The 26,163-nt window shown below is 72.9% G+C and carries 33 protein-coding genes; 20 read left to right on the forward strand and 13 right to left on the reverse strand.

Annotation, left to right across the window (positions count from 1 at the left end):
- Positions 1–2 precede the first annotated feature (2 nt).
- The 4 genes from ACLF3M_RS24175 to ACLF3M_RS24190 all read left to right on the forward strand — a co-directional run bounded on the left by ACLF3M_RS24175 (position 3) and on the right by ACLF3M_RS24190 (position 2,299).
- On the forward strand, positions 3–953 hold the full coding sequence (locus ACLF3M_RS24175; RefSeq protein WP_430659548.1) for a tetratricopeptide repeat protein: 951 nt from the start codon (positions 3–5) through the stop codon (positions 951–953).
- A 33-nt stretch (positions 954–986) separates the two neighbouring features.
- A complete protein-coding gene (locus ACLF3M_RS24180; protein ID WP_430659549.1) occupies positions 987–1,646 on the forward strand; it encodes an LON peptidase substrate-binding domain-containing protein in 660 nt (219 codons plus the stop codon).
- Between the two features lie 31 nt (positions 1,647–1,677).
- The gene (locus tag ACLF3M_RS24185; RefSeq protein ID WP_430659550.1) at positions 1,678–1,866 is read left to right on the forward strand and encodes a Trm112 family protein; all 189 of its coding nucleotides are present in this window, start codon (positions 1,678–1,680) and stop codon (positions 1,864–1,866) included.
- 67 nt (positions 1,867–1,933) lie between these two features.
- A complete protein-coding gene (locus ACLF3M_RS24190; RefSeq protein ID WP_430659551.1) occupies positions 1,934–2,299 on the forward strand; it encodes a gamma-butyrobetaine hydroxylase-like domain-containing protein in 366 nt (121 codons plus the stop codon).
- Between the two features lie 169 nt (positions 2,300–2,468).
- Here the strand turns inward: ACLF3M_RS24190 and ACLF3M_RS24195 are convergent, their stop codons facing one another.
- A complete protein-coding gene (locus ACLF3M_RS24195) occupies positions 2,469–2,915 on the reverse strand; it encodes a hypothetical protein (RefSeq protein ID WP_430659552.1) in 447 nt (148 codons plus the stop codon).
- A gap of 194 nt (positions 2,916–3,109) precedes the next feature.
- On the opposite strand from ACLF3M_RS24195, the gene ACLF3M_RS24200 reads away from it, so the two are divergent.
- Positions 3,110–3,358, forward strand: coding sequence for a hypothetical protein (locus ACLF3M_RS24200; protein ID WP_430659553.1), 249 nt, complete (start codon positions 3,110–3,112; stop codon positions 3,356–3,358).
- 75 nt (positions 3,359–3,433) lie between these two features.
- Here ACLF3M_RS24200 and ACLF3M_RS24205 read toward each other — a convergent pair whose 3' ends face one another.
- The 7 genes from ACLF3M_RS24205 to tsaD all read right to left on the reverse strand — a co-directional run bounded on the left by ACLF3M_RS24205 (position 3,434) and on the right by tsaD (position 8,305).
- Positions 3,434–3,691 carry a DUF1127 domain-containing protein gene (locus ACLF3M_RS24205; protein WP_430659554.1) on the reverse strand — a complete coding sequence of 86 codons (258 nt, stop codon included), beginning with the start codon at positions 3,689–3,691 and terminating at the stop codon, positions 3,434–3,436.
- A 160-nt stretch (positions 3,692–3,851) separates the two neighbouring features.
- Positions 3,852–4,394: a GNAT family N-acetyltransferase gene (locus ACLF3M_RS24210; protein ID WP_430659555.1), complete on the reverse strand. Its 543-nt coding sequence runs from the start codon at positions 4,392–4,394 to the stop codon at positions 3,852–3,854.
- 129 nt (positions 4,395–4,523) lie between these two features.
- Positions 4,524–5,516 (reverse strand): NAD(P)H-dependent glycerol-3-phosphate dehydrogenase, encoded by a 993-nt coding sequence (locus ACLF3M_RS24215; protein WP_430659556.1) that lies wholly within the window; start codon positions 5,514–5,516, stop codon positions 4,524–4,526.
- Positions 5,517–5,519: 3 nt separating this feature from the next.
- A complete protein-coding gene (locus ACLF3M_RS24220) occupies positions 5,520–6,368 on the reverse strand; it encodes a 23S rRNA (adenine(2030)-N(6))-methyltransferase RlmJ (protein WP_430659557.1) in 849 nt (282 codons plus the stop codon).
- Positions 6,369–6,546: 178 nt separating this feature from the next.
- Positions 6,547–6,756 carry a YMGG-like glycine zipper-containing protein gene (locus ACLF3M_RS24225; protein ID WP_430659558.1) on the reverse strand — a complete coding sequence of 70 codons (210 nt, stop codon included), beginning with the start codon at positions 6,754–6,756 and terminating at the stop codon, positions 6,547–6,549.
- A gap of 64 nt (positions 6,757–6,820) precedes the next feature.
- A complete protein-coding gene (locus ACLF3M_RS24230; RefSeq protein ID WP_430659559.1) occupies positions 6,821–7,114 on the reverse strand; it encodes a hypothetical protein in 294 nt (97 codons plus the stop codon).
- Between the two features lie 108 nt (positions 7,115–7,222).
- Positions 7,223–8,305, reverse strand: a complete 1,083-nt coding sequence (tsaD, locus tag ACLF3M_RS24235; RefSeq protein WP_430659560.1) for a tRNA (adenosine(37)-N6)-threonylcarbamoyltransferase complex transferase subunit TsaD — start codon at positions 8,303–8,305, stop codon at positions 7,223–7,225.
- Between the two features lie 76 nt (positions 8,306–8,381).
- Between tsaD and hemC the strand changes: the two genes are divergently transcribed.
- From hemC to ACLF3M_RS24260, 5 genes are all read left to right on the forward strand, one after another.
- A complete protein-coding gene (gene hemC, locus ACLF3M_RS24240) occupies positions 8,382–9,467 on the forward strand; it encodes a hydroxymethylbilane synthase (protein WP_430659561.1) in 1,086 nt (361 codons plus the stop codon).
- 122 nt (positions 9,468–9,589) lie between these two features.
- Entirely contained in the window at positions 9,590–10,396 is an 807-nt protein-coding gene (locus ACLF3M_RS24245; RefSeq protein WP_430659645.1) for a uroporphyrinogen-III synthase, read from the forward strand.
- Complete coding sequence (locus ACLF3M_RS24250; RefSeq protein ID WP_430659562.1) at positions 10,393–11,736, forward strand: hypothetical protein; 1,344 nt, start codon at positions 10,393–10,395, stop codon at positions 11,734–11,736. Before ACLF3M_RS24245 ends, ACLF3M_RS24250 begins: the two co-directional genes overlap by 4 nt.
- Positions 11,737–11,746: 10 nt before the next feature.
- Positions 11,747–13,018 carry a heme biosynthesis HemY N-terminal domain-containing protein gene (locus ACLF3M_RS24255; protein ID WP_430659563.1) on the forward strand — a complete coding sequence of 424 codons (1,272 nt, stop codon included), beginning with the start codon at positions 11,747–11,749 and terminating at the stop codon, positions 13,016–13,018.
- A gap of 77 nt (positions 13,019–13,095) precedes the next feature.
- Positions 13,096–13,776, forward strand: a complete 681-nt coding sequence (locus ACLF3M_RS24260; protein WP_430659564.1) for a hypothetical protein — start codon at positions 13,096–13,098, stop codon at positions 13,774–13,776.
- Between the two features lie 96 nt (positions 13,777–13,872).
- Here the strand turns inward: ACLF3M_RS24260 and ACLF3M_RS24265 are convergent, their stop codons facing one another.
- Positions 13,873–14,157 (reverse strand): hypothetical protein, encoded by a 285-nt coding sequence (locus ACLF3M_RS24265; protein ID WP_430659565.1) that lies wholly within the window; start codon positions 14,155–14,157, stop codon positions 13,873–13,875.
- Positions 14,158–14,312: 155 nt separating this feature from the next.
- Here ACLF3M_RS24265 and ACLF3M_RS24270 point away from each other — a divergent pair, with 155 nt between their 5' ends.
- From ACLF3M_RS24270 to ACLF3M_RS24280, 3 genes are all read left to right on the forward strand, one after another.
- Positions 14,313–14,936: a LolA family protein gene (locus ACLF3M_RS24270; protein WP_430659566.1), complete on the forward strand. Its 624-nt coding sequence runs from the start codon at positions 14,313–14,315 to the stop codon at positions 14,934–14,936.
- 88 nt (positions 14,937–15,024) lie between these two features.
- The gene (locus ACLF3M_RS24275; protein ID WP_430659567.1) at positions 15,025–15,888 is read left to right on the forward strand and encodes a S1C family serine protease; all 864 of its coding nucleotides are present in this window, start codon (positions 15,025–15,027) and stop codon (positions 15,886–15,888) included.
- The gene (locus ACLF3M_RS24280) at positions 15,885–16,241 is read left to right on the forward strand and encodes a response regulator transcription factor (RefSeq protein WP_430659568.1); all 357 of its coding nucleotides are present in this window, start codon (positions 15,885–15,887) and stop codon (positions 16,239–16,241) included. The genes ACLF3M_RS24275 and ACLF3M_RS24280 overlap by 4 nt, the downstream gene beginning before the upstream one ends.
- 202 nt (positions 16,242–16,443) lie before the next feature.
- On the opposite strand, the gene dut is transcribed toward ACLF3M_RS24280, so the two are convergent.
- The 4 genes from dut to ACLF3M_RS24300 are packed head-to-tail and all read right to left on the reverse strand — an operon-like array spanning position 16,444 to position 19,239.
- Entirely contained in the window at positions 16,444–16,893 is a 450-nt protein-coding gene (gene dut / locus ACLF3M_RS24285) for a dUTP diphosphatase (protein ID WP_430659569.1), read from the reverse strand.
- Positions 16,890–18,077, reverse strand: coding sequence for a bifunctional phosphopantothenoylcysteine decarboxylase/phosphopantothenate--cysteine ligase CoaBC (gene coaBC, locus ACLF3M_RS24290; RefSeq protein WP_430659570.1), 1,188 nt, complete (start codon positions 18,075–18,077; stop codon positions 16,890–16,892). The genes dut and coaBC overlap by 4 nt, the downstream gene beginning before the upstream one ends.
- Positions 18,074–18,502, reverse strand: a complete 429-nt coding sequence (locus tag ACLF3M_RS24295) for a DUF805 domain-containing protein (protein ID WP_430659571.1) — start codon at positions 18,500–18,502, stop codon at positions 18,074–18,076. The genes coaBC and ACLF3M_RS24295 overlap by 4 nt, the downstream gene beginning before the upstream one ends.
- On the reverse strand, positions 18,502–19,239 hold the full coding sequence (locus tag ACLF3M_RS24300) for a class I SAM-dependent methyltransferase (protein WP_430659572.1): 738 nt from the start codon (positions 19,237–19,239) through the stop codon (positions 18,502–18,504). Before ACLF3M_RS24300 ends, ACLF3M_RS24295 begins: the two co-directional genes overlap by 1 nt.
- A gap of 56 nt (positions 19,240–19,295) precedes the next feature.
- On the opposite strand from ACLF3M_RS24300, the gene mutM reads away from it, so the two are divergent.
- From mutM to ACLF3M_RS24335, 7 genes are all read left to right on the forward strand, one after another.
- Positions 19,296–20,189, forward strand: a complete 894-nt coding sequence (mutM, locus tag ACLF3M_RS24305) for a bifunctional DNA-formamidopyrimidine glycosylase/DNA-(apurinic or apyrimidinic site) lyase (RefSeq protein WP_430659573.1) — start codon at positions 19,296–19,298, stop codon at positions 20,187–20,189.
- Positions 20,190–20,255: 66 nt separating this feature from the next.
- Positions 20,256–21,032 carry an enoyl-CoA hydratase gene (locus tag ACLF3M_RS24310; RefSeq protein WP_430659574.1) on the forward strand — a complete coding sequence of 259 codons (777 nt, stop codon included), beginning with the start codon at positions 20,256–20,258 and terminating at the stop codon, positions 21,030–21,032.
- 124 nt (positions 21,033–21,156) lie between these two features.
- Positions 21,157–21,432 carry a 30S ribosomal protein S20 gene (gene rpsT, locus ACLF3M_RS24315; RefSeq protein ID WP_430659575.1) on the forward strand — a complete coding sequence of 92 codons (276 nt, stop codon included), beginning with the start codon at positions 21,157–21,159 and terminating at the stop codon, positions 21,430–21,432.
- Positions 21,433–21,798: 366 nt separating this feature from the next.
- A complete protein-coding gene (dnaA, locus tag ACLF3M_RS24320) occupies positions 21,799–23,283 on the forward strand; it encodes a chromosomal replication initiator protein DnaA (protein WP_430659576.1) in 1,485 nt (494 codons plus the stop codon).
- Between the two features lie 70 nt (positions 23,284–23,353).
- Complete coding sequence (locus ACLF3M_RS24325) at positions 23,354–24,388, forward strand: MBL fold metallo-hydrolase (protein WP_430659577.1); 1,035 nt, start codon at positions 23,354–23,356, stop codon at positions 24,386–24,388.
- Between the two features lie 147 nt (positions 24,389–24,535).
- Positions 24,536–24,982 carry an SDR family oxidoreductase gene (locus ACLF3M_RS24330; protein ID WP_430659578.1) on the forward strand — a complete coding sequence of 149 codons (447 nt, stop codon included), beginning with the start codon at positions 24,536–24,538 and terminating at the stop codon, positions 24,980–24,982.
- Positions 24,983–25,010: 28 nt separating this feature from the next.
- A complete protein-coding gene (locus tag ACLF3M_RS24335; protein WP_430659579.1) occupies positions 25,011–26,156 on the forward strand; it encodes a patatin-like phospholipase family protein in 1,146 nt (381 codons plus the stop codon).
- Positions 26,157–26,163: the final 7 nt, after the last annotated feature.

Below are 26,163 nucleotides of genomic sequence, written 5' to 3' on the forward strand. Positions count from 1 at the left end.
CCATGGACACGATTTTCGACCCGACCCGCCAGACCGCGCCCGGCGGCGCCGCGCCCGCGGGCGGCGACCTCATCAAGGACGGCGACCAGAAGACCTTCATGAAGGACGTCGTGGAGGCCTCGCGCGAGGTCCCGGTCCTGGTGGACTTCTGGGCGACCTGGTGCGGCCCCTGCAAGACGCTGACGCCGACGCTGGAGAAGGTCGTCAAGGCCGCGCAGGGCCGCGTGCGCCTGGTCAAAATCGACATCGACAAGAACAAGCAGCTCGTCCAGCAGCTCGCGCAGATGGGCCTGCCGCTGCAGTCGGTGCCGACCGTGGTCGGCTTCGTGCAGGGCCAGATCGCCGACCTCTTCCAGGGCGCGCTGCCCGAGGGCGAGGTGAAGAAGTTCATCGAGAACCTGCTCAAGATGGGCGGCGGCACGCTGCCCGGCGCCGATCTGCTGGCCGAGGCGAAGCAGGCCGCCGAGCAGGGCGACCACCGCACCGCGCTCGAGCTCTACGCCGCGCTCGCGCAGTCGGAACCCGAGAACGCGGAGGCCTTCGCGGGCCTCGCCCGCGCGCTGATGAACCTCGGCGAGGAGGAGCAGGCGCAGCAGGTCATCGACGGCGTCGAGCCGAAGATCAAGGACCACGCGGAGATCGCCTCCGTCCGCTCCGCGCTGCAGCTCGCGATCGAGGGGCGCAAGGCGCAAGAGAAGCTCGGCGAGTTCGAGAAGCGGCTGGCGGCCGACGCGGACGACCACGCCGCGCGCATCGACCTCGCCGTCGCGCTGAACGCGATGGGCGATCGCGCGAAGGCGGTGGATGCATTGATGGAAGCCATCAGGCGCGACAAGGCCTGGAACGATGAAGCCGCGCGCAAGCAGCTGCTGAAGTTCTTCGAAGCCTGGGGATTCGATGACCCCGCGACCCTTGCGGGACGACGGAAGCTCTCCACCCTACTGTTCCGGTGACCTCGGGCCGCGTGGGCGGCCTGGTAGGAGAGCATGATCCCCTTCCACCCCGCTCTCGCGGAGCTCCCGCGGGAGATCGCGATCTTTCCGCTTTCCGGCGCGCTGCTTCTGCCTGAAGGCCGGCTGCCGCTGAACATCTTCGAGCCGCGCTACCTCGCGATGGTGCAGGACAGCCTCGGCGCGGGACGGATGTTCGGCATGGTGCAGGGCGACCCCAGGCTGCCGCGGATCGGCGGCGATTCGCAGGTCTACAGGGTGGGTTGCCTCGGCCGCGTCTCGTCCTTTGCGGAGACCGATGACGGGCGGCTGCTGATCACCCTGACGGGCGTGATCCGCTACCGCATCGCGGAGGAGATCGCGGGCAATCACGGCTACCGCCGCGTGCGCGCGGAGTATGCGGAGTTCGCCTCCGACCTCGATCTCGACCGGCCCGCGCCGCAGCTCGACCGCGCGGCGCTGCTGGCGGCGCTGCGCCCCTATTTCCGCGCGCGCGGGATCGAGGCGAACTGGGACGCGATCGAGCAGACCGGCGACGCGTTGCTGGTCACCACGCTCTGCATGGTCTGTCCCTTCGACATCCGGGAGAAGCAGGCCCTGCTGGAGGCAAGGGGCGCGGCGGAGCGGGCCGCGATGCTGGTTGCGCTGCTGCAGATGGACGCGCATGGCATGGCGCCCGAGGGCCGGCCAAGCTAAACCGCCGCCCGAAGCTGGATGAGGTGACGCGATGGCGGAGACGAGCACGGCGCAGGTGGATCCGCGGCTGCTGGAGATCCTGGTTTGCCCGGTGACCAAGGGCCCGCTGCGCTACGACCGCGAGAGGCAGGAGCTGGTCAGCGACAAGGCGGGGCTGGCGTATCCGATCCGCGATGGCATCCCGATCATGTTGCCGGACGAGGCGCGGAAGCTCGATTGATGCCCCGAGACGCCCGGTGGCCGCTCCGCGGCCTCGGCCCGCGTTGCGGGCGGGGAGTGACCTGGTGATGCCCACGCCGACAGAGCTTCGGCTCAGCCGCGCCGAGCAGGTCCTGCACGTCACCTTCGACAACGGCGAGGCCTTCGCCCTGCCTGCGGAATACCTGCGGGTGGAAAGCCCGTCGGCCGAGGTGCAGGGCCACGGGCCCGGCCAGAAGGTGATCGTGGCCGGGCGCCGCCATGTCGGCATCCTGCGGCTCGAGCCTGTCGGCCACTATGCCGTGCGCATAGTGTTCGACGACCTGCACGACAGCGGCATCTACAGCTGGGCCCACCTGCTGGAGCTCGGCCGCGAGCGGGACGCGCGCTGGGCGGAGTACGAGCGCGCGCTGGCCAGCAAGGCGCTCAGCCGGGATCCGCCGCGTCGGGCTTGATCCTGAGCTTTGTTCATACGGACGGCAGCATTAAGCGACCTGCGGCCAGCTAAGCCGGCCGAGGCCGCGAAGGCGGCCCGCGGCAGGTGCCGCGCAGCCAAGCCGGCGGAACCGGCGCCTGAGGGCTCCAGAAGCAATACCAACGAGCCGCTGAAAGCGGCCGTTGGTATCAGTGCCGCGTTACCCGCGACGGCTTCTTCGCCGGCGCTTTCTTCGTGGCCTTGCGGCGCTGCGGCGCGGCGCGGAGCTGCGCCGCCTTCGGCTTGCGCGCGGGCTTCGCGACCGCGGCGACGGCCGCGTCCACGGTCGTCTCCGCAACCGTTTCCACGACCTCGGCCGCCGCTTCCACCGGGGCTTCCACCGGGGCGCGCACCGGCGCCCGCACGGACAGCGGCGCAGTGTCGAAGAAGGCCGGCACGGGCTTGGGCGCAATGGCCTGCATGGCGGCCGGCTTCGCCCAGGCGCCCGTCATCAGCGCCAGCGCCTGGCGGTTCCACGCCGTCACGAATTCCACCTGCCGGCGCATCATCTCCGCAGGCAAGCCACCAGCGGCCTGCGCCGCGCGCAGCCAGGGCGCCAGGAAAGGGTTCGCCGGAAAGGTAAGATCGTTGCTCATGCCGTCCTCATTGATGCGTTCCGGCGCCATTTGGTGCATTGCAGCACGTCATGCGAGCGCTTTTGGGTCACTGCCGCGCACGAACGCTTGAGCCGCCCGGGGCCAGCGGCCATAACTCATGTTGCACCGCAGCAAAGCGCTGTCTAGCCTGGAATGAGCAAGCCCGCCCCATTCGCGGGCGCCAGAGAGGTGACATGGGCCGACTGACTGCCGTCTCCTTCAAGCCCTACCGGGGCTACCAGCTCGAGCTGAGGGACGGTCCCGACGGGTCGAGCGTGACCATCCACCCACCGGGGGGGCGGGGCTCGCCGCACAGACTGACGCCGGAACAGCCGGTGACGCTGAACGAGCAGGTGATGCAGGCCAAGGCGATGATCGACGCCGTGATGGGCCCGAAGCCGCCGCCCACCATGCGCCCGCGGCCGCGCCGCGAGGCCTGGTAGGACGCCGGAACGGCGGGTCAGACGGCCCGCCGGCGCGCGAGGTGCCTTGTCGCGCCGGCGAGAAGGCCGCCGGCATCAGAGGCCGCGCCAGCCCCGCAGGAACGCTTCGGTCCGCACCTGGCCACTGCGCAGGTGCGCCTCCAGCTCGTAGCGGTTCAGCCCGAGGTCGCGGAGTGTCGCCTGGTCCATCTGCGCGACCAGGGCGAGGGTCCGCCGCTCCTCCAGCCAGCCGCGCGTCCAGGCGATCAGGGCGCGCAGCGCACGGCGCGGGATGGCCGGGGCCGCCGGCGCGGGCAGGTCGATCGGCAGGTGGATGAAGGCCGGGATACGCATGGTGATGTCTCCGTCATGAAGCCTGCGGCCGGCCCGATGCCGGCCGAGGCGATGGGATGGAGTGTGACGCAGCCATGTTCCGGCAACGTGTCGCGGCGGTTGGAATCGCGTTCCGCGCATGTCGCGCGGTGCCGCCGCCGCGTGTCGTCGGTGTCGTCCGCTACGCCGCGATGGCCAGCGGCGCCTGGCCGGCGGCCAGGATCTTGGCCATGTGCAGCGCGCCCACGGGCAGGCCGCCGGGCAGGCGCACCGTCACGGCTTCGCCGTCGTGCCAGCCCAGCCGGCGATAGAGCGGCACGCCCGACAGCATGGCGAGCAGGGTCGCCTGGCGATGGCCGGCGCAGAGCATCTCGCCCTCCACCCAATCCATCAGCCGCCGCCCGAGGCCCTGTCGCGCATGGCCGGGATGCACATAGACGCTGCGCACCGTCGCGCCGGGCGCGACCTTGCCGCCGAGCGCGGCATAGCCTGGCAAGCGCGTGGTCCAGCCGGCGCAGCCCAGCAGCGTATCGCCCTGCGTCGCGACGAAGAGCGTGCCGTCGGCGATCAGCTCCTCCGGCACGGTGCCGGTGGCGATGAAGGCCTCGACGACCGGGGCGCCGTAGAAGGGCGTGGCCAGGCGTCGCAGCGACGCCGCATGCAGCGCGCGCAACGCGCCGACATCGGCGGGGGTCGCGGTCCGGATGGCGATGGGTGCGTTCATGGCAATCCTCCGAGCACTCGCCACGCCTCCTGCGTGGCAGGCCGGAAGCTGCCGGGATCAGGTGTCGTGCGTATGTCGTGCGCGACGCCGCGGCGCGAAGATCGTGTTTCGCGCGTTGCGCGGGCGGTCCTATTCGTCGCGGCGCGGGCGCGCCAGCAGCCTTCCCATGGCGTCGCCGACGGTGATCCGCCCGGCCAGCAGCTCCGCCACCGCGGCGCAGATCGGCAACTCGACCCCGGCCTCCGCCGCGCGGGCGACGATCGCCGGCGCGGTCTCCACGCCTTCCGCCACGCCGATGCGCGTGGCCATCGCGACCTCGAGGCTCGTCCCGCGGGCGAGCTCCACGCCGAGCGAGGTGTTGCGGCTTCCAGGCCCGGTCGTGGTCAGCAGCAGGTCGCCGAGCCCCGACAGGCCCGACGCCGTCTCCATCCGACCGCCGAGCGCCAGCGTCAGCCGCGCGAGCTCCGCCAGGCCACGCGTGACCAGCGCGGCGCGCGCGTTCTCGCCGAGCCCCCCGCCGATCACCGCGCCGGCCGCGATCGAAATCACGTTCTTCGCCGCGCCGCCGACCTGCACCCCCATGGGATCGTCGCCGCCATAGATGCGGAACCCCGCCGTGCCCAGCAGGTCGCCGGCGACCTGGCGCAGCGGCGCGTCGACGCTGGCGAGCACCGCCGCTGCGGGCAGCCCCTTTGCGACCTCATGCGCGAAGTTCGGGCCGGACAGCACGGCGCTGCGCGCGCCGGGGCGGACCTGCGCGATCACCTCCAGCGGGAAGCGGAGCGTGCCGCGCTCCACCCCCTTTGCGCAGGCGATCAGCGGCGCGCCGGTGTCGGGCAGCGTGGACAGCACCGGCCGCAGGAACTGCATCGGCACGCAGACCAGCACGAAGAGTGCGTCGGCCAGCGCCGTGGCGGGATCGTCGGTGACCTCGATCGCCGGAGAGAGCGGCACGTCCGGCAGGTAGGCCGTGTTCTCGCGCTTCTCCGCGATGACAGCGGCCCGGGTGGGGTTGCGGGCCCAGAGCCCGACGGCGTTGCCCGCGCGCGCCGCCTGCACCGCGAGCGCCGTGCCCCAGGCCCCGGCGCCGAGCACCGCGATCCTCCTCTTGCGGGATGGCATGGATCAGGCCTCTTCGGTGACTCGCGTGACGCCGGCCGCGCCATCCTCGCCCGGCGCGAGCAGGGGGAGCAAGGCCTGCAGGACGGCGCGCGCGCGATCCTCGAAGCCGAAGGGCGCGTTGGCGACGAGCAGCCCGCAGCCGTTCAGCCGTGTGGGATCGGTGGGCTCGCGCAGGGTGAGCTCGCAGGCCAGGCAGTCCGGCACGCCTTTACCGCCTCCGGCGACGGGCGCATCGCGCAGCGCCTGGTGGAAGGCGCGGACCGGCGCGCGGTGCTTGATGGGATACCAGGCGGCCACGATGCCCGCGCGGAAGCGGTGGCGCAGCGCGGCGATCGCGGCGGCGAGGCGGTCGAACTCGCCCTCCTGCTCGAAGGGCGGGTCGATCAGCACCAGGCCGCGGCGTTCGGGGAAGGGGGTGAGCGCGGTGATCGCCTCATAGGCGTCGCGCCGGTGGACGGCGACCTGCGCGTCGCGGCGGAAGCGCTCGCGCAGTGCCGCGTGATCCTCGGGGTGAAGCTCGCAGAGCACCAGGCGATCGTCGGGCCGCAGCATGACGCGGAGGATGGCGGGGGAGCCGGGATAGGCGGCGGGGTATCCGCCCGCGCGGATCAGCGCGAGGTAATCAGCCAGCGCGGGATCGGGGGAGCCGATCACCTGCCCGATGCCCGCGCGCCATTCGCCGGTCCGCTGCGGCTCCGGCGCCGAGAGGTCGTAGGCGCCGGTGCCGGCATGGGTATCGAGCACCCGGAACGGCTTCTGCCTGGCCAGCAGGCCCCGCATCAGCGCGACGAGCAGCGCATGCTTGACGACGTCCGCGAAATTGCCGGCGTGGAAGGCGTGTCTGTAGTTCACGCGTCCCGCTTGCTCCGCCGCGAGCGGCTGCGCAAGCGGGACGCGTTCCGTATCGGAGCCTCAGGCGCCGGCGCGGCCTCCGGCCGCTTGGCTTGCGCTCCACTGGGCGCGGCCGCCATTCGGCGGCTCGCCAGCCTGCGGCGGGCGCAGGCTGCGCCCGTCCTCCTCGAGGGAACCCCTACCGCGTCACCGCCCCGCCCACGGCGCCTAGCCCGCCGCCGACCAGCGCGCCCGTGCCGGCATTGCCGGACAGCGAGCCCACCGCGGCGCCGGCGCCCGCGCCGAGCAACCCGCCGCTGACCGCGCGCGACGTCGGCGTGCTGCCGCAGGCCGCGGCGCCAAGTACCAGCACCAGCGCGGACACGACAAGAACGATCCTGCTCTTCATGGAACGATGTCCTCTTCCTGCTACGGCTGTGCAACGCATGAACGGGCGGGAAGGATGCGCGCGCTCACTCCGCTGGGATGGCCGCGGCGAGCCGCGCCGCTTCCTCCGTCACCGCGCGGCCGAGCGGGCTTTCCGCGGGGATGTCGCCGAGCATGGAGGCGGCATCCGTAAGCCGCGCGCGCACGGCATCGCGCGCTTCCGGCGTCGCGGCGCGCAGCAGCGCGCCGAGTGCCATGCGCGTGACCAGGCCATAGGCCTCCTGCTCCATCTGCTGCCGGCGCATCGTCATCAGCAGGTCGGTGATGTCCTGCAGCGTCTGCCGCAGGTCCTCGGTCTTCACGGAGGGCTTGAAGGCCATCGAAGGTTCCTCAGGCGAATCGGAACCCTCTCCCCCCGCAGGGGGGAGAGGGCAGGGTGAGGGGGGCGTGCAAGGTGAAAAAGGGCGTTGTCGTCCTGCGCGTCCCCCTCACCCAACCCTCTCCCCCATAAGTGGGGGAGAGGGCTTCGCCGAGAGTTCGTTCAACGGCCAGCGCGGCCGCGGTGCGTGGTCCAGCGTGTCGGTGAGGCCCGCGCGCAACCTTTCGATCCCGGCCCAGGCCACCATCACGGCGTTGTCGGTGCAGAGCCGGATGGGCGGCGCCACCAGCGCCAGCCCGGCGCTCGCCGCGACGCGCGCCAGCGCCGCGCGCACCGCGCCATTTGCCGCGACCCCGCCTGCCACCACGATCGCCGTGGCGCCGGGCACCATCGCCAGCGCCTGCGCCGCGCGGTCCGCCAGCACCGCGGCGACCGAGGCCTGGAAGCTGGCGGCCAGGTCCCGCCGACCCTGCTCGTCCAGCCCCTTCGCGACCTGCTGCGCCACGGCCGTCTTCAGCCCCGAAAAGGAGAAGTCGCAGCCCGCCCGCCCGAGCATCGGCCGCGGCAGTGGGATGCGCGTCGCGTCCCCGCCCTCGGCAAGCCGCTCGAGATGCGGGCCACCAGGCCAAGGCAGGCCGAGCAGCTTGGCCGATTTGTCGAAGGCCTCGCCCACCGCGTCGTCGAGCGTGGTGCCGAGGCGCCGGTGCCGCGCCACGCCCTCCACCGCCACGCATTGGCAATGCCCGCCCGACAGCAGCAGGAGAAGGTAGGGAAAGGCCAGGCTTCCGCGCGCGTCCCGCGCGACGCCCTCCGGGCTGATCGAGGGCAGGCGCGGCGAGAGCGCATGCGCCTCGAGGTGGTTGATCGCGAGATAGGGGATACGGTTCGCGATCGCGATGCCCTTGCCAAGCGTCGCCCCCACGATCAGCCCGCCGATCAGCCCCGGCCCCGCGGTCGCGGCCACCGCCGACAGGCCCGTGGGCGTCGTCCCCGCCTCGTCCAGCACCCGGCGCACCAGGCCGGGCAGGTGGTGCAGGTGGGCGCGCGCCGCGATCTCCGGCACGACGCCGCCGAACGGGGCGTGGTCGGCCAACTGGCTCAGCACCGCCTCGGCCAAGATGGTGCCGTCGGCGCGCAGCACGGCCGCCGCCGTCTCGTCGCAGGAGCTTTCAAGCCCCAGCACGAGCCCCATCTCAGCCCCGTCCCGCGCGGTTTCCGGCCCTGCGGCCACTTTCGCCACCCTGTCCTCGGTTCTATGACGCCCCGCCATGTCGGTAGCCCATCCCAAGGGTCCAGCCCATCCCGGGGCCCATACCCCCATGCAGCACGGCGCACCCCGCGCCGCGGCGCATCCCCATGTGAAGCCGCATGTCCGCTCCCTGCCGCTGAAGGTGGGCACGCGGGGCTCGCCCCTCGCGCTGTGGCAGACCCGCCATTTCCTCGGGCTGATCACCCGGTTCTGCCCCGTGCTGCGGGACGTGAAGGCCTTCGAGGAGCACGCCATCGCCACCTCCGGCGACCAGATCCAGGACAGGCGCCTGGCCGATGTCGGGGGCAAGGGCCTCTTCGCAAAGGAGATCCACGAGGCGCTGGCCGATGGGCGGGTGGATTTCGCCGTCCACAGCCTGAAGGACCTCGAGACCGACCTGCCGCCTGGAATCGTGCTGGCCTGCACCCTGACGAGGGAGGATGCCCGCGACGCCCTCATTCTGGGACCTTCGGCCGGCGAGGTGGACCCCGCCGACCCCTGGGCCTGCCTGCCCGCGGGCGCCGTGATTGGCACCGCGTCCCTCCGCCGGCAGAGCCAGATCCTGCATGCGCGCCCCGACCTCCGGGTCGAGATGATCCGCGGCAATGTCCAGACGCGCCTGTCCAAGGTGCGAACCGAGGGCGGCCCGGCCGGCTCGCTGCTGGCGCTCGCCGGCCTCAGGCGCCTGGGCCTTGAGAACGAGGCGGCGGTGGTGCTGGACCCCGAGGCGATGGTGCCGGCCGCCGGTCAGGGCATCGTCGGCGTGACCGTCCGCGCCGACGACGTCGAGTTGCTGGAACTGCTTTCCGGCATCGAGGATGCCGAGGCGCGCGCCGTCTCGACCGCGGAACGCGCGCTGCTCGCCGCGCTGGACGGGTCCTGCCGCACCCCGATCGGCGGCCACGCGCGCCTGCTGCCGGCCCCGCCGGCGTCGGCCGGCGATCGCGGGGAACGCCGGCTGCACCTGACGGGGCTGGTGGCGCGGGCCGACGGATCCTTCCTGCTGAAGCGGTCCGTCCATGGCGACCCGAAGGAGGCGGCGGGGCTGGGGCGGGAGCTGGGCGAGAGCCTGCGGAAGGACAGCCCGGCGGATATCTTCGGGTAGCCGTCGCCATCGCCAAGCGCCGCCCTCCCCCGTGCGAGAACTTCCCTCCCCCGCTGGCGGGGGAGGGTCAGGGTGGGGGTGCTTCGTCGGCGCGCCGTTCGAATTCTCCGCACCCCCACCCCATCCCTCCCCCGCTTGCGGGGGAGGGAGCCGCTGAGAGGGGGAGGGAAGCGCATCATGCGGCGCCCGGAGTCCTCGTCACCCGCCCCCCGCCCGGCTGCGACGAAACCGCCGCCCGCCTCCGCGCCCTGGGCTGGACGCCGGTCCTGGCTCCCGCGCTCATCCTCGCTCCTCGCCGCTTCGTGATGCCGCCGGTCCAGGCGGTGCTGATCACCAGCCGCGCCGCCGCCCGCGCCCTGCCGCCGCCCTCCGGCCTGCCGCTGCTCGCCGTTGGCGAGGCCTCGGCGGCCGAGGCCCGCGCCGCCGGCTGGACCGACACCGCCGCGGCCGCCGGCACCGCGGAGGACCTCGCGGAACTGGCGGCATCCCGCTTCGATCCCGGTGGCCCGCCGCTGCTGCTCGCGGTCGGCCAGGGCTATGCGCTCGACCTTGCGGCCGACCTGCGCGCGCGCGGATTCCGCGTCATCCGCCGGATCGCCTATGCCGCCGCCCCGGCCGCCGGCCTGCCGCCGGACGCCCTTGCGGCCCTGCGTGACGGACGCGTGGGAACCACCCTGTTCCACTCGCCACGCTCCGCGCTGTGTGCCATCAACCTCATCCGGAACGCCGGCCTTGCGGAGGCGGCGGCCAGGACCGAGGTGCTGGCGATCAGCCGGCGCGTGGCCGAGGCGGCGGCCACCGCCCTTGCGCCCCTCGGCTGGCGAAGCCTCCGCGTCGCCGAACGGCCCGAGGAGGAAGCGTTGCTGAGGCTGCTCGGCAGGCGGGACGACACCGCCGCCGATGCCAAGATCACGTCAGGAGAGCCATGACCTCCCCGAACTCCCCCGGCCCCCTGGACCGGCTGCGCAAATTCGACCCCACCGTGCTGCCGATCATCGTCGCCGCGGTCGTGCTGGTGGGCGCGGTGGTGTGGCTGGTCGGCCGGCCCGTGCCGCAGGCCAACGCCCCCGATCCGCGCTTGGCGGAGCTCAGCCAGCGCATCGCCGCGTTGGAAGGCCGCGCCGCCCCCGACCTCGCCGCCGCCGAGCAGCGCGCCACAACGCGCGCCGAGGCGCTGGATCGCCGCATCGCCGCGCTGGAGGGCCGCACCGGCCCCGACCTCGCGCCGCTGCGCGAGCAGCTCGGCACCATCGCCGGGCGCCTCGCCGGCCTGGAAGGCCGCACCGGCCCGGACCTGGCGCCGCTCGAGAGCCGCCTTTCGGCGCTCGAAAGCCGCACGGGTCCCGACCTCGCGCCGCTGCGCCAGGAACTCGCCGCGCTCGGCACCCGGCTCGGCACGCTGGAGGGCTCGCTGCGCGACCTCGCCGCGCGGCCGGTGACCGACCAAGACGCCGCCCGCCGCGGCGCGCTGGACCAGCTTGCCCAGGCCGTGCAGGGGCTGGCGCAGCAGACGCAACAGCGCCTCGCCGCGCTCGACCAGGCGCTCGGCGCGCAGGGCGGGCGGGTCGCGGCGGCAGAGAGCGGTCTCGCCGCCCGCGCCCAGGCCGGCGACGCGCTCGCCACGCGCCTCGGGGCGCTGGAGCAGCAGGTCGGCCAGCGGATCGGCGCGGTGGAGCAGCAGGCCACCGCCCGCGCCGCCGCGCTCGAACAGGCCCTGTCGCAGCGTGGCCAGGCAATCGAGCAGCAGGCGCAGCGCCTGGCCGCGCTGGAGAACGAGCGCCAGCGCCTGGCGGCGCTGGAAGGCCGCGCGGTGCGGATGGCCGCGCTCGACCAGCTGCGCAGCGCGCTCGATGCCGGGCGCCCGCTCGGCGGCCCGCTCGGGCAGTTGCCGAACCCGCCGGAGGCGCTGGCGCGCTTCGCCGCCACGCCTCCGCCGACCGAGGCGCAGCTGCGCCTGGCCTTCGAAGACGCGGCCCGCGCCGGCCGCGCGGCATCGGAGCCGCAGGCCGGCGGCGTCGCCGAGGGCGCGATCGCCCGCCTGCAGGGCCTGGTGACGGTGCGGCGCGGCGAGCAGGTGCTCTGGGGCGATGCCGCCGCCGCCGAGATCGAGCGCGCGCGCCGCGCCGTGGATGCCGGCGACATCGAGGCCGCGCTGGGCCACCTCCAGAAGCTCTCGCCGCCGGCGCGGCAGGCCATGGCCGGCTGGATCGCCCAGGCCGAGGCGCTGGTCGCGGCGCGCAGCGCGCTGCGCCAGCTGAGCGCGGGCTGAGGGCCAGCCGATGCGCAGCGCCCTGGTCTATCTCGCCCTCCTCGCGCTCGGCGTCGCGGGCGTGCTCTACATGTCGAAGCTCGGCGGATCCGTGGAGATCCGCGTCGCCGACTACGAGATCACCCTGCACTTCGCGATCGCGCTGCTGATCCTCGCGATCGTCTTCGCCGCGCTGCACCTGGTCTTCTCGATCATCGGCAGGCTGCGCCGCGCGCCGCATCACCTGCGCATCCGCCGCGATGCGAAGCGGCGGGCGGAAGGCGACGCGGCGGTGACGCGCGCGCTGCTGGCGCTCGCCGCCGGCTCCGCGGACAAGGCGCGGATCGAGGTCAGGCGCGCGCGCGACCGGCTCGGCGAGACGCCCCAGACGCTGGTGCTGCTGGCCGAGGCCGAACGGCTGGCCGGGCGCGAAGACGCCGCGACGGAGGCCTTCCTGAAGCTCTCGCAGCGCGACGACGCGAAGTTCCTCGGCCTGCGCGGCCTGCTGCGCCAGGCGATCCAGCGCGAGGACTGGCCGACCGCCCAGCGCCTGGCGCGGGAGGCGGAGGAGGCGCAGCCCGGCGCGGCCTGGCTGCGCCAGGAACGCGAGACGCTGGCGCTGCGCACCCGCGACTGGCGCGAGGCGCTGGCGCTGTCGGCACCCGGCGTCGGCCAGGCGCCGCTGGCGCTGGCCGCGGCGGCGCAGGAAACCGACCCGTCCCGCGCCCAGGACCTGGAGCGCCAGGCCTTCCAGGCCGATCGCGGCTTCGCCCCGGCCGCGCTCGCCTACGCCAACCGGTTGCGCCGCGTGGCGAGTGCGAAGCGCGCGCGGGAGGTGCTGCGCGACGCCTGGAAGGCGAGCCCGCATCCCGACCTCGCGGAAGCGTATCTCGAGGGCGAATCCGAGCCGCTGGCCCGCGCGAGGGCCGCGGAGCAGCTGGTGCAGGTCAACCCGAAGCACCCGGAGAGCCTGCTGCTGGTCGGGCGCCTGGCGACCGCGGCCGCGCTGACCGGCCGCGCGCGGCAGGAATTGGATGCGCTGGTCGCGACCGGCCAGGCGGACCGGCGTGCCTTCATCGCGCTGTCCGACCTGGAGGAGGCCGAGCACGGCGACAGCCCGGAGGGCCGCGCGGCGCAGGCGAAGTGGCTGCGCCTGGCCGCGACAGCGCCGCCGGAGCCGCGTTGGCGCTGCGCCTCCTGCGGGACGGACCAGGAGGCCTGGGCGCCGTCCTGCCCGCGATGCGGCGCGGCCGGCACGATCGCCTGGACCAGCCCGCAGACCCTGCCGGTCGCGGCGGGGTAGGCGGGCGCCGGGAGCATCGCCTTGACCGGCGGGCCCGCCGGCGCGCAGCGTGACGGGCCGGTTGAGGAGACTCCGCGATGAACCGCTCCGCCCCCCTAGCCGTCCCCTGGGCCGCCGCCCTGCTGCTGGCCGCCGCGCCGGCGCTGGCGCAGGATCGCCCGCCCCTGCAGCCGACGCGCGACGTCTCGGTGACCTACCAGCTGCTCGGCCAGGACCTGAAGCCGATACAGGGCCAGGGCCCGATGGCGGCGAACGGCCTCAGCGTCGCCTGGAGCGCCTCGACCGGGCTGATGCGGACCGAGGTCGCGGGGATGGGCTACATGGTCGCCGACCAGCGCCAGGGGAAGGCGTTCATGGTGATCGAGGCGATGCGCGCCATCATGGACATCCCCTTCGGCCAGGCGGCGATGCAGCACGGCATGTCGCCCAACGCGACCTTCCGGCGCGAGGGCACGGCGACGGTCGCGGGGCTGACCTGCACGATCTGGACGATGCAGGATGGTCCGCGCTCCGGCCGGGCCTGCGTGACCACCGACGGCGTGATGCTGCGCGCCGAGGGCACCAATGAGGGCCGCACCGGCGGGATGGAGGCGACGGCGGTGAACTACGGCCCGCAGGACCCCGCGCGCTTCCAGCGGCCGCAGGGCTACCAGCCCATGCAGATGCCCCAGGGCATGCCGCCGGGCATGGGCCCCGGCGCGATGCCGCCTGGCGCCCCGCCGCCCGGCGCGCGAGGGCCCGGCGCGACGCCGCGCTGACCGCGGGTCAGCCCCAGGGCAGCGGCAGCGGGAAGGGCGCTGGTCTCGGCATCGGCGGCTGGCCGGGCGCGGGCGGCGGCCCGCTGCGGAAGGCGGTCACGCGATCTCGCCCTTCCAGACCGGGATGGTGCCGCCGGCCTCGGGCATGCCGGGCCGGCGCCAGACCGCGCGCCAGGCCACGCGGTCGAAATTCATGCCCATGTTGACGAAGCTGCCGGCGCTTTCCAGCTCGATCGCCGCGACCGCGTCGCGCAGCGAGGGCGCGAGCTGGTCCAGCGCGTGCCGCACCAGCGCCGCGCGCGGCACGCCATGCAAGACCTTGGGCAGATCCGCGCCATCCGTTGCCGGCTTGCGCGGGGAGGGGACGAGATCGAAGGGCATGGGGGCGCTCCGTCCGGGATCTGCCCGTCCTAGGGCGCGGCGTCCCGTTCCTCGGGCGCAGGACGATGATGGGCGAAGGGCGTAAAGCAGGCGTGAATCGCGCCGCAACGAAACCCCGGCTTCCCCCGCGCGGCCGGACGGGCCATCTCTGCGCCATGCTTCGACGCAGCCTCCTCGGCGCCCCCCTTCTGATTTTGTCCGCCGCCGCCGGCGCGCAGGCCCCGGCCCCCGACCGCGCGGCTGTGCTGGCCCGCGTCGAGGCCTATCTCAACGGACTGACCACGTTGAAGGCTCGCTTCCTCCAGGTCGCGCAGAACGGCGCCTCGGCGCAGGGCACCGCCTGGATCTGGCGGCCGGGGCGGATGCGCTTCGACTACGACCCGCCGGAGCCGCTGCTGCTGGTCGCCTCCGGCGGGCAGGTCATGATGATCGACCGCGAGCTGCGGCAGCCCACCACGGTCCCGGCCTCGGCCACGCCGCTCGGGCTGCTGCTGCGCGACCCGATCCGGCTGTCCGGCGACATCACGGTGACCGCGGTGGAGCGCCGCGGCGGCTTCCTGCATGTCTCGCTGCTTCGCGCCAGCGCGCCGGCGGAGGGCCGGCTGACGCTCTCCTTCGAGGAGCAGCCGCTGCAGCTGCGGCAATGGACGGTGGTGGACGCCCAGGCGCGCGAGACCCGCGTCACGCTGTATGAGATCGAGACGGGCATCCGCCTCAACACCCGCATGTTCGACTTCAACGACCCGCGCTTCATGGAGGAGGAACTGCGGCGGCGGTGACGCCGGCGCCGCGCGCCTTTCCTCCCCATCCGGCCAGGATGCGCGCCGGCCCTGCCGCGCCCAGTTTCGGGGGCAGGAGGTACATGCCATGCCGAACATCCTCGAACAGCTTTCCGCCACCCTGACCGCCAACGCCGCCGGCGTCGCGGCCTCCGTCGTGTCCATCCGTGCTGGGCGCCACGCCGCCAGCGGCTTCGGCTGGCGCGACGGCCTGGTCGTCACCGCCGACGAGGCGCTGCCCGACGAGGGCGAGGTCACCGTCACGCGCGCGGACGGCAGCAGCGCCGCGGCGAGCTTCGCCGGGCGGGACCCCAGCACCGATGTCGCGCTGCTGCGCGTGGACGGCGTCGCGCCGCTTCCGCTGGATGGCGCGGTGCCGCCGGCCGGGGCGCTGGTGCAGGTGGTCGGGCGCGCCGACGCCGAGACGCTGGTCGCGCTCGGCACCGTCGCGCGCTCCGGCCCCGCCTGGCGCAGCTTGCGCGGTGGCCAGGTGGATGCCCGGGTGGAGCTCGGCCTGTCGCTGCGCCGCTCGGCCGAGGGCGGCATCGCGCTCGATCCCGCGGGCCGCGCCTTCGGCATGGCGGTGTTCGGTCCGCGCCGGCGCACGCTGGTGATCCCCGCGGCGACCATCGCGCGCGTCGCCGCGACGCTGGCCGAGCATGGCCGCATCGCGCGCGGCTGGCTCGGCCTGAGCCTGCAGCCCGTCCCGCTGGAGGGCGGCGCCGGCGTCGGGCTCATGGTCATGGCCGTCGAGCCCGGCGGGCCCGCGGCGTCGGCGATTGTGCAGGGCGACGTGGTCGTGGCGATCGACGGCCGGCCCATCGAGGGCATGCGCGGCCTGATGGGCGCGCTCGGCCCGGCGAGCGTCGGCACGCGGCTCCGGCTCGGCCTGCGACGCGCCGGCGCGCCGCTCGAGGCGGAAGTGACCGTGGCCGAAAGGCCTGCGGGGTGAGCGAGCCGCCCCTCGTCGTCGCGCTGCGCATCGCCGATCCCGCGCTGGCCGAACGCCTCGGCGCGCTGCTGTCGGATGTGCCGGGGCTGCGGCTCGCGGTGCCCGGCGAGCCGGCCGATGCCGCGCTCGTCGCCGCTGGCGCGCCGGATCCCGATGCGGCGCTGACGGCGCGCGAGGCGGAGGTGCTGGCGCTGGTCGCGGAGGGTGCCTCGAACAAGCTGATCGCGCGGCGTCTCGGCATCTCGGTGCACACCGCGAAGTTTCATGTCGGCGCGGTGCTGGAGAAGCTGGACGCCGCGAGCCGCGCGGATGCGGTGGCGCAGGCGGTGCGGATGGGGGTGCTGAGCCTGTAGGGGGCCTTGCAGACGACCGTGAAGAATCCTCTCCAGCCGCAGGGGGGCCGACGCACAGCGTCGGCGCCGGAGCAGTCGGCTTCAGCCGACAATGCGTGGCCGAGGGCAGGGTGAGGGGGGCTTGCGAGAGGACGGCCTTGCGACGGTCTGGCGTGTCCCCCTCACCCAACCCTCTCCCCCATAAGCGGGCGAGAGGGCCTGGCTACCGCGTCCCCGTGCTGCCGAACCCGCCTTCGCCGCGCGACGTGTCCGGCAGCTCGCTCACTTCCTTCCAGCTGCCACGCACCACCGGCGCGACGACGGCCTGCGCGATGCGCATGCCGCGGTCGACCGTGAAGGGCTCGGTGCCGGCGTTCATCACGATGACCTGCAGCTCGCCGCGGTAGTCCTCGTCCACCGTGCCCGGCGTGTTCGGCACGGTGATGCCGTGCTTCAGCGCGAGGCCGGAGCGCGGGCGGACCTGCAGCTCGTGCCCATGCGGAAGCGCGATGCGCAGGCCGGTGGGGACCAGCGTGCGCCCGCCCGGCGGAATGACCAGCGGCTCGGTCACTGCGGCCAGCAGGTCCATCCCTGCGGCGCCCGGCGTGGCGTAGGAGGGCAGCGGCAGGCCTTCCGCATGCGGCAGGCGGACAACCTGGATCTCGACGGTCACGACAGAGCCTCCGCGATGCGCAGCGCCAGGCGGCGCGCGACCTCTTCCTTCGCCATGCGCGGCCAATCCTCCACGCCCCCGGCGGTGACGAGGTGCACGGCGTTCTCCGCGCCGCCCATCACGTCGCCCGCGACGTCATTCGCGACGATCCAGTCGCAGCCCTTGCGCGCGCGCTTGGCCGTCGCGTGCTCGATCACCTTCTCGGTCTCGGCGGCGAAGCCGACGACCAGGCGCGGGCGCTGCGTGGTGCGCTGCGCGATGGTCGCGAGGATGTCGGGATTGAGCGCGAGGCGGATCTCGGGCGGCGGCGCGCCGGGTTCCTTCTTGATCTTCTGCGTCGGCGCGGCGTCGGGGCGGAAATCCGCCACCGCCGCGTTGAACACCGCGGCGTCGGCCGGCAGCGCGGCTTCGACCGCGGCCAGCATTTCCCGCGCGCTTTCGACACGCTGCATCGTCACGCCCGGCAGGTCGGGCAGCGCGGAGGGCCCGCTGACCAGCGTCACCCGTGCGCCCAGCGCGGCCAGCGCCGCCGCGATCGCATAGCCCTGCTTCCCGCTGCTGCGGTTGGCGATGTAGCGCACCGGGTCTATCGGCTCATGCGTCGGCCCCGCCGTGACGATGGCGTGCTTCCCCGCGAGCGGACCGTCGGCCAGCGCCGCGCGGATGGCGGCATGCACGGTCGCAGGCTCCGCGAAGCGGCCGAGGCCGCTCTCGGGCTCGGCCATCGGGCCTTCCTCGGGCCCGACGAAGGCGACGTTCCGCGCGCGCAGCAGCGCGGCGTTCGTCACCGTCGCGGGATGCGCCCACATCGCGGGGTTCATCGCGGGTGCGACCAGCACCGGCGCGCGTGTCGCCAGCAGCACCGTGGTCGCGAGGTCGCCGGCCAGGCCCTGCGCCATGCCCGCCAGCAGGTTCGCGCTGGCGGGTGCCGCGACCACCAGGTCGGGCCAGCGCGCGAGGCGGATATGGCCGATCTCGGCCTCCGCGGCCCAGAGGTCGTCATGCACCCGCGCGCCGGAAATCCCGGCCAGCGCTTCCTTCGTCACGAAGCGCGCGCCGCCGGAGGTCAGGATCGGCCAGACCTCGGCGCCGTCCTTGCGCAGCAGGCGGATCAGCTCGAGCGCCTTGTAGGCGGCGACGCTGCCCGAGACGATCAGCAGGATCTTGCGGCCGGAAAGGCTCATGGGACCGAGCCTAGCCGGTCGCCGACCGGGCCGGGAGGGGCGCCGAAGCGGTTCGGCCCCTCGGTCCCCTGCGCTGCGCAGAGCCAGATCCATGGCATGCTCGAGACGCCGAGCTGCGCCAGCGTCGGCAGCAGCGCCGCAGGCAGCGGCACCAGCACCATCCAGGCCAGGTGCCAGGCCGCACGATCCATATCGTGCAGCCGCCGCACCGCGAGCGCCGCCTGGATCCAAAGCCCCGCCAGCGCGATCGGGACGATCAGCAGCCCCGACCCGGTGAGCCCGCCCGATCCGTATTCGCCCCCCGACATCGACGCCACCAGCAGCAGCGGCACCATCAGCGCGACGACGCCGAAGGCGCCGATGCTAAGGATCGCGTACTCCGTCCGCCCGATCCGGCCGCGGAAGCCGAACAGGCGGGCAAACACTAGAGCCGCCAGCCCGTGTGGATCGCGACGATCCCGCCCGACAGGTTGCGGTACGCCACGCGTTCCAGTCCAGCCTTCTCCATCATCCCCGCCAGGGTCGCCTGGTCCGGGAACTTGGCGATGCTCTCGGCCAGGTATTCGTAGCTGGCCCTGTCCTTGGCCACCCGTGCGCCGATCTCGGGCAGGACCCGGAAGTTCCAGGTCTCGTAGAGCTTCGACAGCGCGGCCACTTCCAGCTTCGAGAATTCCAGGCAGTGGAAGCGCCCGCCGGGGCGCAGCACGCGCCGCGCTTCGCGCAGCACCGCGTCCTTGTCCGTGCAATTGCGCAGGCCGAAGGCGATCGAGACCTTCTCCACGCTACGGTCGGGCAGCGGGATGCGCTCGGCGTCCACCACGGCGAATTCGATGCTCTTCACGTAACCCCGGTCGAGGGCACGCTTGCGGCCGACCTCCAGCATCTCGGCATTCACGTCCGTCAGGATGACACGCCCCGCGCCACCGGCCAGCGCGCCGAAGGCGATGTCGCCCGTGCCGCCCGCGAGGTCGAGCAGCGTCTCCCGCGGGGAACACGCGATCGCATTGACGAAGATGCGCTTCCAGATCCGGTGGATGCCGAGCGACATCAGGTCGTTCATCACGTCGTAGTTCGGCGCGACGCTGTCGAAGACCTCCCGCACCAAGGACGCCTTCCGGGCGCGAGGCACTTCCTTGAAGCCGAAATCGGTGGTGTCTGACATGGCGCCAACTTGGCGGATCGCCCCGCAGCGGGCAAGGAAGGCTCCGAGGGGGAACCATGCCCGAGCTTCCCGAGGTGGAAACCGTGATGCGGGGCCTTGCCGCCGTGCTGGACGGCCGCCGCATCGCGCATGCCGAGACGACGCGCCCCGACATGCGCTGGCCCTTCCCCGATGGCCTGGCGCGGCGGCTGACCGGCGCGCGCGTGACGGGGCTGCGCCGGCGCGGCAAGTACATCCTGGCCCGGCTCGACACCGCCGAGAGCCTGCTGATCCATCTCGGCATGTCGGGCCGCCTGGTCGCGGTGCCGAAGGCAGGCCCGCGCGTGCCCTGGATGGGGCCGACGGGCCGCTTCTCCGACGCGCGCGGCCACAACAACCCGCCCGAGGCTCACGAGCACCTCGCGATGGAGACCGAGGACGGCACGCGCATCGGCTTCGTGGACCCCCGCCGCTTCGGCTGCGTGGACCTGATGCCGACGGCCGACGAGGACCGGCACAGGCTGCTGCGCGGCCTGGGGCCGGAGCCGCTGGACGGCGCCTTCACCCCCGCCGTGCTGTCCGCCGCGCTGGCGGGCAAGCGCACGCCGATGAAGGCCGCGCTGCTGGACCAGGGCGTCGTCGCGGGTCTCGGCAACATCTATGTCGCGGAGGCGCTGTTCCGGGCCGGCATCTCGCCGCGGCGCCTGGCCCATTCCTGCGTCGGGAAACGCGCGGAGAAGCTGGTGCCCGCGATCAAGGCCGTGCTGGAGGAAGCGATCGGCGCCGGCGGGTCCAGCCTGCGCGACTATGTCCGCGCCGATGGCGAGCTCGGCCGCTTCCAGGACCGCTTCGCCGTCTATGACCGGGAAGGCCAGCCTTGCCCGCTCTGCCCCGGCGGGTCCTGCCCCGGCGTCAGGCGCATCGTGCAGTCCGGCCGCAGCACCTTCTACTGCCCGAGGACGCAACGCTGAGGCCACGTTGACTCCCACGCCGAACCGGGCGACCGCTAGCCCCCGAAACGCATCACGGAGGGCGCCATGGCCTATGAGATGATCCTGGTCGAGACGCGCGGCCGCGTCGGCCTCATCACCCTCAACCGGCCCAAGGCGCTGAACGCCCTCTGCGACCAGCTGATGACCGAGCTCGGCGACGCGCTGCGCGCCTTCGACGACGACGACGCGGTCGGCGCCATCGTGCTGACCGGCAGCGAGAAGGCCTTCGCCGCCGGCGCCGACATCAAGGAGATGAAGGACCGCGCCTATCCCGCCGTCTATCGCGACGACTTCATCGGCAAGCGCTGGGAGACCGTGCTGACCATCAAGAAGCCGGTCGTGGCGGCCGTCGCGGGCTTCGCGCTCGGCGGCGGCTGCGAGCTGGCCATGATGTGCGACCTCATCATCGCCGCCGATACCGCGAAATTCGGCCAGCCCGAGATCAATCTCGGCGTCATCCCCGGCGCGGGCGGGACCCAGCGCATGACGCGCGCCATCGGCAAGTCCAAATCCATGGAGATGATCCTGACCGGCCGCATGATGGACGCGGCGGAGGCCGAGCGGTCCAACCTGGTCTGCCGCGTCGTGCCGGCCGCCGAGCTGCTCGCCGAAGCCTTGAAGATCGGTGATAAGATCGCGAGCCTGTCGGGCCCCTCCGTCGCGATGGCCAAGGAAGCCGTGAACGTCGCCTACGAGACCACCCTGCACGAGGGCGTGCGCTTCGAGCGGCGTCTGTTCCTCTCGCTCTTCTCTACCGAGGACCAGAAGGAAGGCATGGCCGCCTTCGCGGAGAAGCGGCCGGCCCGGTGGCAGCACCGCTGACACGGGATGTCCGCCCGCGGGCCGGCGCGCATTGACTCGCGCGATGCCCTGGGGATAAGAACCGCGCCTTCGCCGGCGGGCCCCTGCCGGCGGCGACATTCATCCCGGACCAGACACCACACCGATGGCGAACACGGACTCCGCGCGCAAGCGCATCCGCCAGACCGAAAAGCGCACCGCGCGCAACCGCGCCCGCAAGTCCCGCGTGCGCACCTTCCTCCGCAAGGTCGAGCTGGCGATCGCCGCCGGCGACAAGGGCGCCGCGCAGGAAGCCTTCAAGGCCGCGCAGCCCGAGTTGCAGAAGGCCGCGGACAAGGGCGTGATGCACGACAACACCGTGGCGCGGAAGCTGTCGCGGCTGTCCTCCCGCATCAAGTCGCTGACCTCAGCCCAGGCCTGACACGGGACGGGACGGGCGCGTTCGCGCCCTGTCCCCGTTGCCGGTGGCCGCGCTTCGGTGCATCGTGGCCGTGGGGATCACGCGGGTTGCCGCAAGTCCCTGCCCAGACAAACGAATGGTGAATAGTTGGGCGCACCCGCGCAATGCATGGGCGTGTCTTGGCGTGTTTTGCCGACTGCGGCGGAAGCGCAACAGAATCCTGAATCCGTGAAGTAACCGTTTGCCGCCGGACACAGCGGCGCGGTAACATCGGGAAACGGGGTGCATCCCCATCGGCAGGTTGGACGTTCGTCCGCGACGACGTCGGCAGCGCGAGCGAACGAGACCAGGTCCCTGCGAGGGCCGGCGAGGGGTGGCAGGGCGAAGATGGAGAAAGCGGTCGGTCCGTCGTCTTCTGCTCCCGCCCAGGGCCAGCTCGCCGAGGTGTGGGCGCGGATCCGCGGCCGCCTCCGCGACGAGGTTGGCGAGGTCGAGTACCGTTCCTGGCTGCGCCAGATGACGCTCGCCGCGCAGAACGGCGAGGAAGTCGTCGTCGTCCTCCCCACGCGCTTCCTGCGGGACTGGGTGCGCGGCCATTACGGCGACCGTCTGCAGGCGCTGTGGCAGTCCGAGATGCCGGCCGTGCGCCGCGTGGACTTCCGCGTGATGGCAGAGCCCAAGACGGAAGCGCGCGCCGACGGTGCCGCGACGCCCGCGGCCGCTTCCTCTCCCGCCTCCCCGCCGCGGCCCATACGGCTGGAGGCGCCGCAGGAAGGCGGCCTGGCCGAGCCGCTGGGCCGCCCGGAGCCGCGCGGCGTCGAGAACCGCAGCGACTGGTCCGCGCCGCTCGATCCGCGCTTCACCTTCGACACCTTCGTCGTCGGCAAGCCCAACGAGTTCGCGCATGCCTGCGCACGGCGCGTCGCCGAACGCCCGGCGACGCCGGGCTTCAACCCGCTCTTCATGTATGGCGGCGTCGGTCTCGGGAAGACGCATCTGATGCACGCCATCGCCTGGGCGATCCGCGAGCACGGGTCGAACGGCCGCCGCCCGATGAGCGTGGCCTACATGTCGGCCGAGAAGTTCATGTACCGCTTCATCGCGGCGCTGCGGTCGCAATCCACGATGGAGTTCAAGGAGAGTCTCCGCAGCGTGGACGTGCTGCTGATTGACGACCTGCAGTTCCTGATCGGCAAGGACAACACGCAGGAGGAGTTCTTCCATACCTTCAACGCGCTGGTGGATGCGGGCAAGCAGATCATCGTCTCCTCCGACAAGCCGCCGTCGGACCTCGCGGGGATCGAGGACCGGCTGCGCACACGGCTCGGCCAGGGCATGGTGGCCGACCTGCACGCCACGACCTATGAGCTCCGGATCTCCATCCTGCAGGCGAAGGTCCAGCAGGCCGGCGTCGCCGTGCCGCCCAAGGTGCTGGAGTTCCTCGCGCATAAGATCGTCTCCAACGTGCGGGAGTTGGAAGGCGCGCTGAACCGGCTGATCGCGCATGCCAACCTCTTCGGCCGCCCCGTCACGCTGGAAGGCGCGCAGGAGGTGCTGCACGACGTGCTGCGCGCTCACGACCGCCGCGTGACGATCGAGGAGATCCAGAAGAAGGTCGCCGAGCACTACAACATCCGCCTCTCCGACATGTCCTCGCCGCGCCGGGCGCGCAACGTCGCCCGCCCGCGTCAGGTCGCGATGTACCTCGCGAAGCAGCTGACGACGCGGTCGCTGCCTGAGATCGGCCGCCGCTTCGGGGGGCGCGACCACACCACCGTGATGCACGCGGTCAGCCGCATCGCCGAGCTCATGCAGCAGGACACCGCCTTTGCCGAGGATGTCGAGCTGCTCCGGCGCATGCTGGAGACCTGACTGCGCGAAACCCTTGCCCGTGAGGGCAGGCCCGTAGCAGCATCACCCCTTTAGGGGTGAGGAACGGGCCATGATCTTCCGCCAGCTCTTCGATCCGGTCTCCAGCACCTACACCTACCTCCTGGCCAGCCGCCGCGGGGGAGAGGCGCTGATCCTTGACCCCGTGCTCGAGCGCGTGGACCGCTACCTCAAGCTGATCGAGGAACTCGACCTTCGCCTGGTGAAGGCGGTGGACACGCATCTGCATGCCGATCACATCACCGGCCTTGGCGCGCTGCGCGACCACACGAAATGCATCACCGTCATGGGCGAGCAGTCCGGCGTGGACGTGGTGTCCATGCGCGTCGGCGACGGCGACCACCTGACGATCGAGGGCTTGAGCCTTGGCGTGATCTACACGCCCGGCCACACCGACGATTCGTATTGCTTCACCATGGCCGACCGCGTTTTCACCGGCGACACGCTGCTGATCCGCGGCACCGGCCGCACCGATTTCCAGAACGGCAGCGCGCGCGCGCAATACGAGAGCATCTTCAACCGCCTGCTGAAGCTGCCGGAGGAGACGCTCGTCTATCCCGCGCACGACTACAAGGGCGACACCGTCAGCACCATCGGCGAGGAACGCGCGCACAACCCGCGCCTGCAGGTCCGCTCCGTCGAGGAGTACGAGGACCTCATGGCGAACCTCAAGCTCGCCAATCCCAAGATGATGGACGTCGCGGTGCCCGCGAACATGCGCCAGGGCCTGCACCAGGAGGAAGGCGAGAAGGAAGGCTGGGCGCTGAGCGTCGCGCAGGCCCGCGGCATGCTGGGCCGGCCGGAGGTGCTGCTGGTCGATCTGCGGGAGAAGTCGGAGCGCGACCGCCACGGCTGCATCCCCGGTGCGATCCACGCGCCCTATCCCGAGCTGGCGGCCAATATCCGTCCGGGCGGGCTGCTGAACAGCCTGGCGGCCGCGGCCGACCGCCGCCTGGTCTTCTTCTGCGCCTTCGGCGAGCGCAGCGCGATGGCCGTGCAGGCGGCGCTGGATGCGGGACTGGCGGATGCCGCGCATATCGCGGGCGGCATGGACGCCTGGAAGAAGGCGGGCGCGCCGGTCACCTGAGCGGGGTCGGCCGGCGGCGCCGCGCCGTTGCGGCGTAACGTCGCGGCCGTCGCGCGCGAACATCCTCCAGCACCGGCCTGCCACGAGCCGCGCAGCGGGACGATGCGCGGCGCGCGGACCGGCACGCCCCGAGGAAGGAGAGACCACATGCTCGCCGACCCGCTTGCCCGCCGTGTCGAGGATCGTCGGCTTGCCGGTCGCGTCGCGCGCGTCACGGGCTCGACCAGCGGCATCGGGCTCGGCATCGCCCGCGCGCTCGCGGCCGCCGGCACGGCGATCGTGCTGAACGCCTTCGGCGTGCCGGAGGACATCGCCGCCGCCGAGGAGGCGATCGCCGGCCGCCTCGGCGCGATGACGACGCATTCGCCCGCCGACCTTGCCAATGCCGCCGCGATCGAGCGCATGGTCGGCACGACGGCGCACGGCATCTCGCGCGACAAGGTGGTGCGCGAGGTGCTGCCGCCCCAGCAGCCGGACAAGCGCTTCGCCTCGGTCGAGGAGATCGGCGCGCTCGTCGCCGTCCTCGCCGGCAACGCCGCCGCTTCCATCACCGGCGCCTCGATCGCCGTGGATCGCGGCTGGACCGTGCATTGATCCTCACAGCGGGAGAAGGGGCGTTCCGATGGACACGCAGGCCGTGACCAGGCACCCGGTGCTCGACCATGCGAGCCTCGGGCAGATCTCGCTCGTGCTGCAGGGCGGCGGCGCGCTCGGCGCCTACCAGGCCGGCGTCTACCAGGCGCTCGACGAGGCGGGGATCGAGCCGGACTGGGTGATCGGCGCCTCGATCGGCGCGATCAACGCGGCGATCATCGCGGGCAACCGGCCCGGCCAGCGCCTGCCGCGGCTGCGCGAGTTCTGGGCGCGCATGACGCATGCGCCGCTGACGCAGCTCTTCGCGCAGGCTCCGGTCTTCGGCCAAACCGCGGCCGCCGCGATGACGATGTTCGGCGGGCTTCCCGCCTTCTTCCGTCCCAACCCCTGGGCCTTCGTCGGCATCGGGCTGACGCCGGAAAGCGCCGGCTACTACGACACCGCGCCGCTCGAGGCGACGCTGAAGGACCTCGTCGACCCCGAGGTGCTCGGCACCTGCAAGCCGCGGCTGACCGTCGGCGCGGCGAGCGTGCGCACCGCGGAGATGCGCTACTTCGACAGCCGCGACACGCCGCTGACCATCCGCCACGTCATGGCCTCCGGCGCGCTGCCGCCGGCCTTCCCGGCGGTGCGCATCGACGGCGAGCTCTATTGGGACGGCGGCATCCTCTCCAACACGCCGGTGGAATGCGTCTTCGACGACATGCCGCGCCGCGACGGCCTCGTCTTCACCGTCAACATCTGGCAGCCCGACGGGCCGGAGCCCGCGGACATGGCCGCGGTGATGAGCCGTCAGAAGGACCTGCAATACGCCAGCCGCGCGCGGGCCCAGGTGGTCCGGCAGAAGCAGCTACATCGCCTGCGGCACATCGTGGCCGAGCTCGCCGCGCGTCTGCCTGAGGATGCGCGCAACGACCCCGTGCTGCGCGCCATGGCCGCCTATGGCTGCCTGACCCGCATGCATGTGGTCCGCCTGCTCGCGCCCGCGCTGCGCGGCGAGGGCCACACCAAGGACATCGACTTCAGCCCCGACGGCATCCGCCGGCGCTGGGAGGCTGGCCATCGCGACACGCTGCGCGTGCTGGACCAGCAGCCCTGGACCCATCCCTTCGACCCTCTGGAGGGCTTCATCCTGCACGAGACCGAGCACGGCACCATCGTAGTCGAGGGGTGAGCGCGTG

It is taken from the genome of Falsiroseomonas sp. HW251 (assembly GCF_050563545.1).
In the GTDB taxonomy this organism is placed as follows: domain Bacteria; phylum Pseudomonadota; class Alphaproteobacteria; order Acetobacterales; family Acetobacteraceae; genus Falsiroseomonas.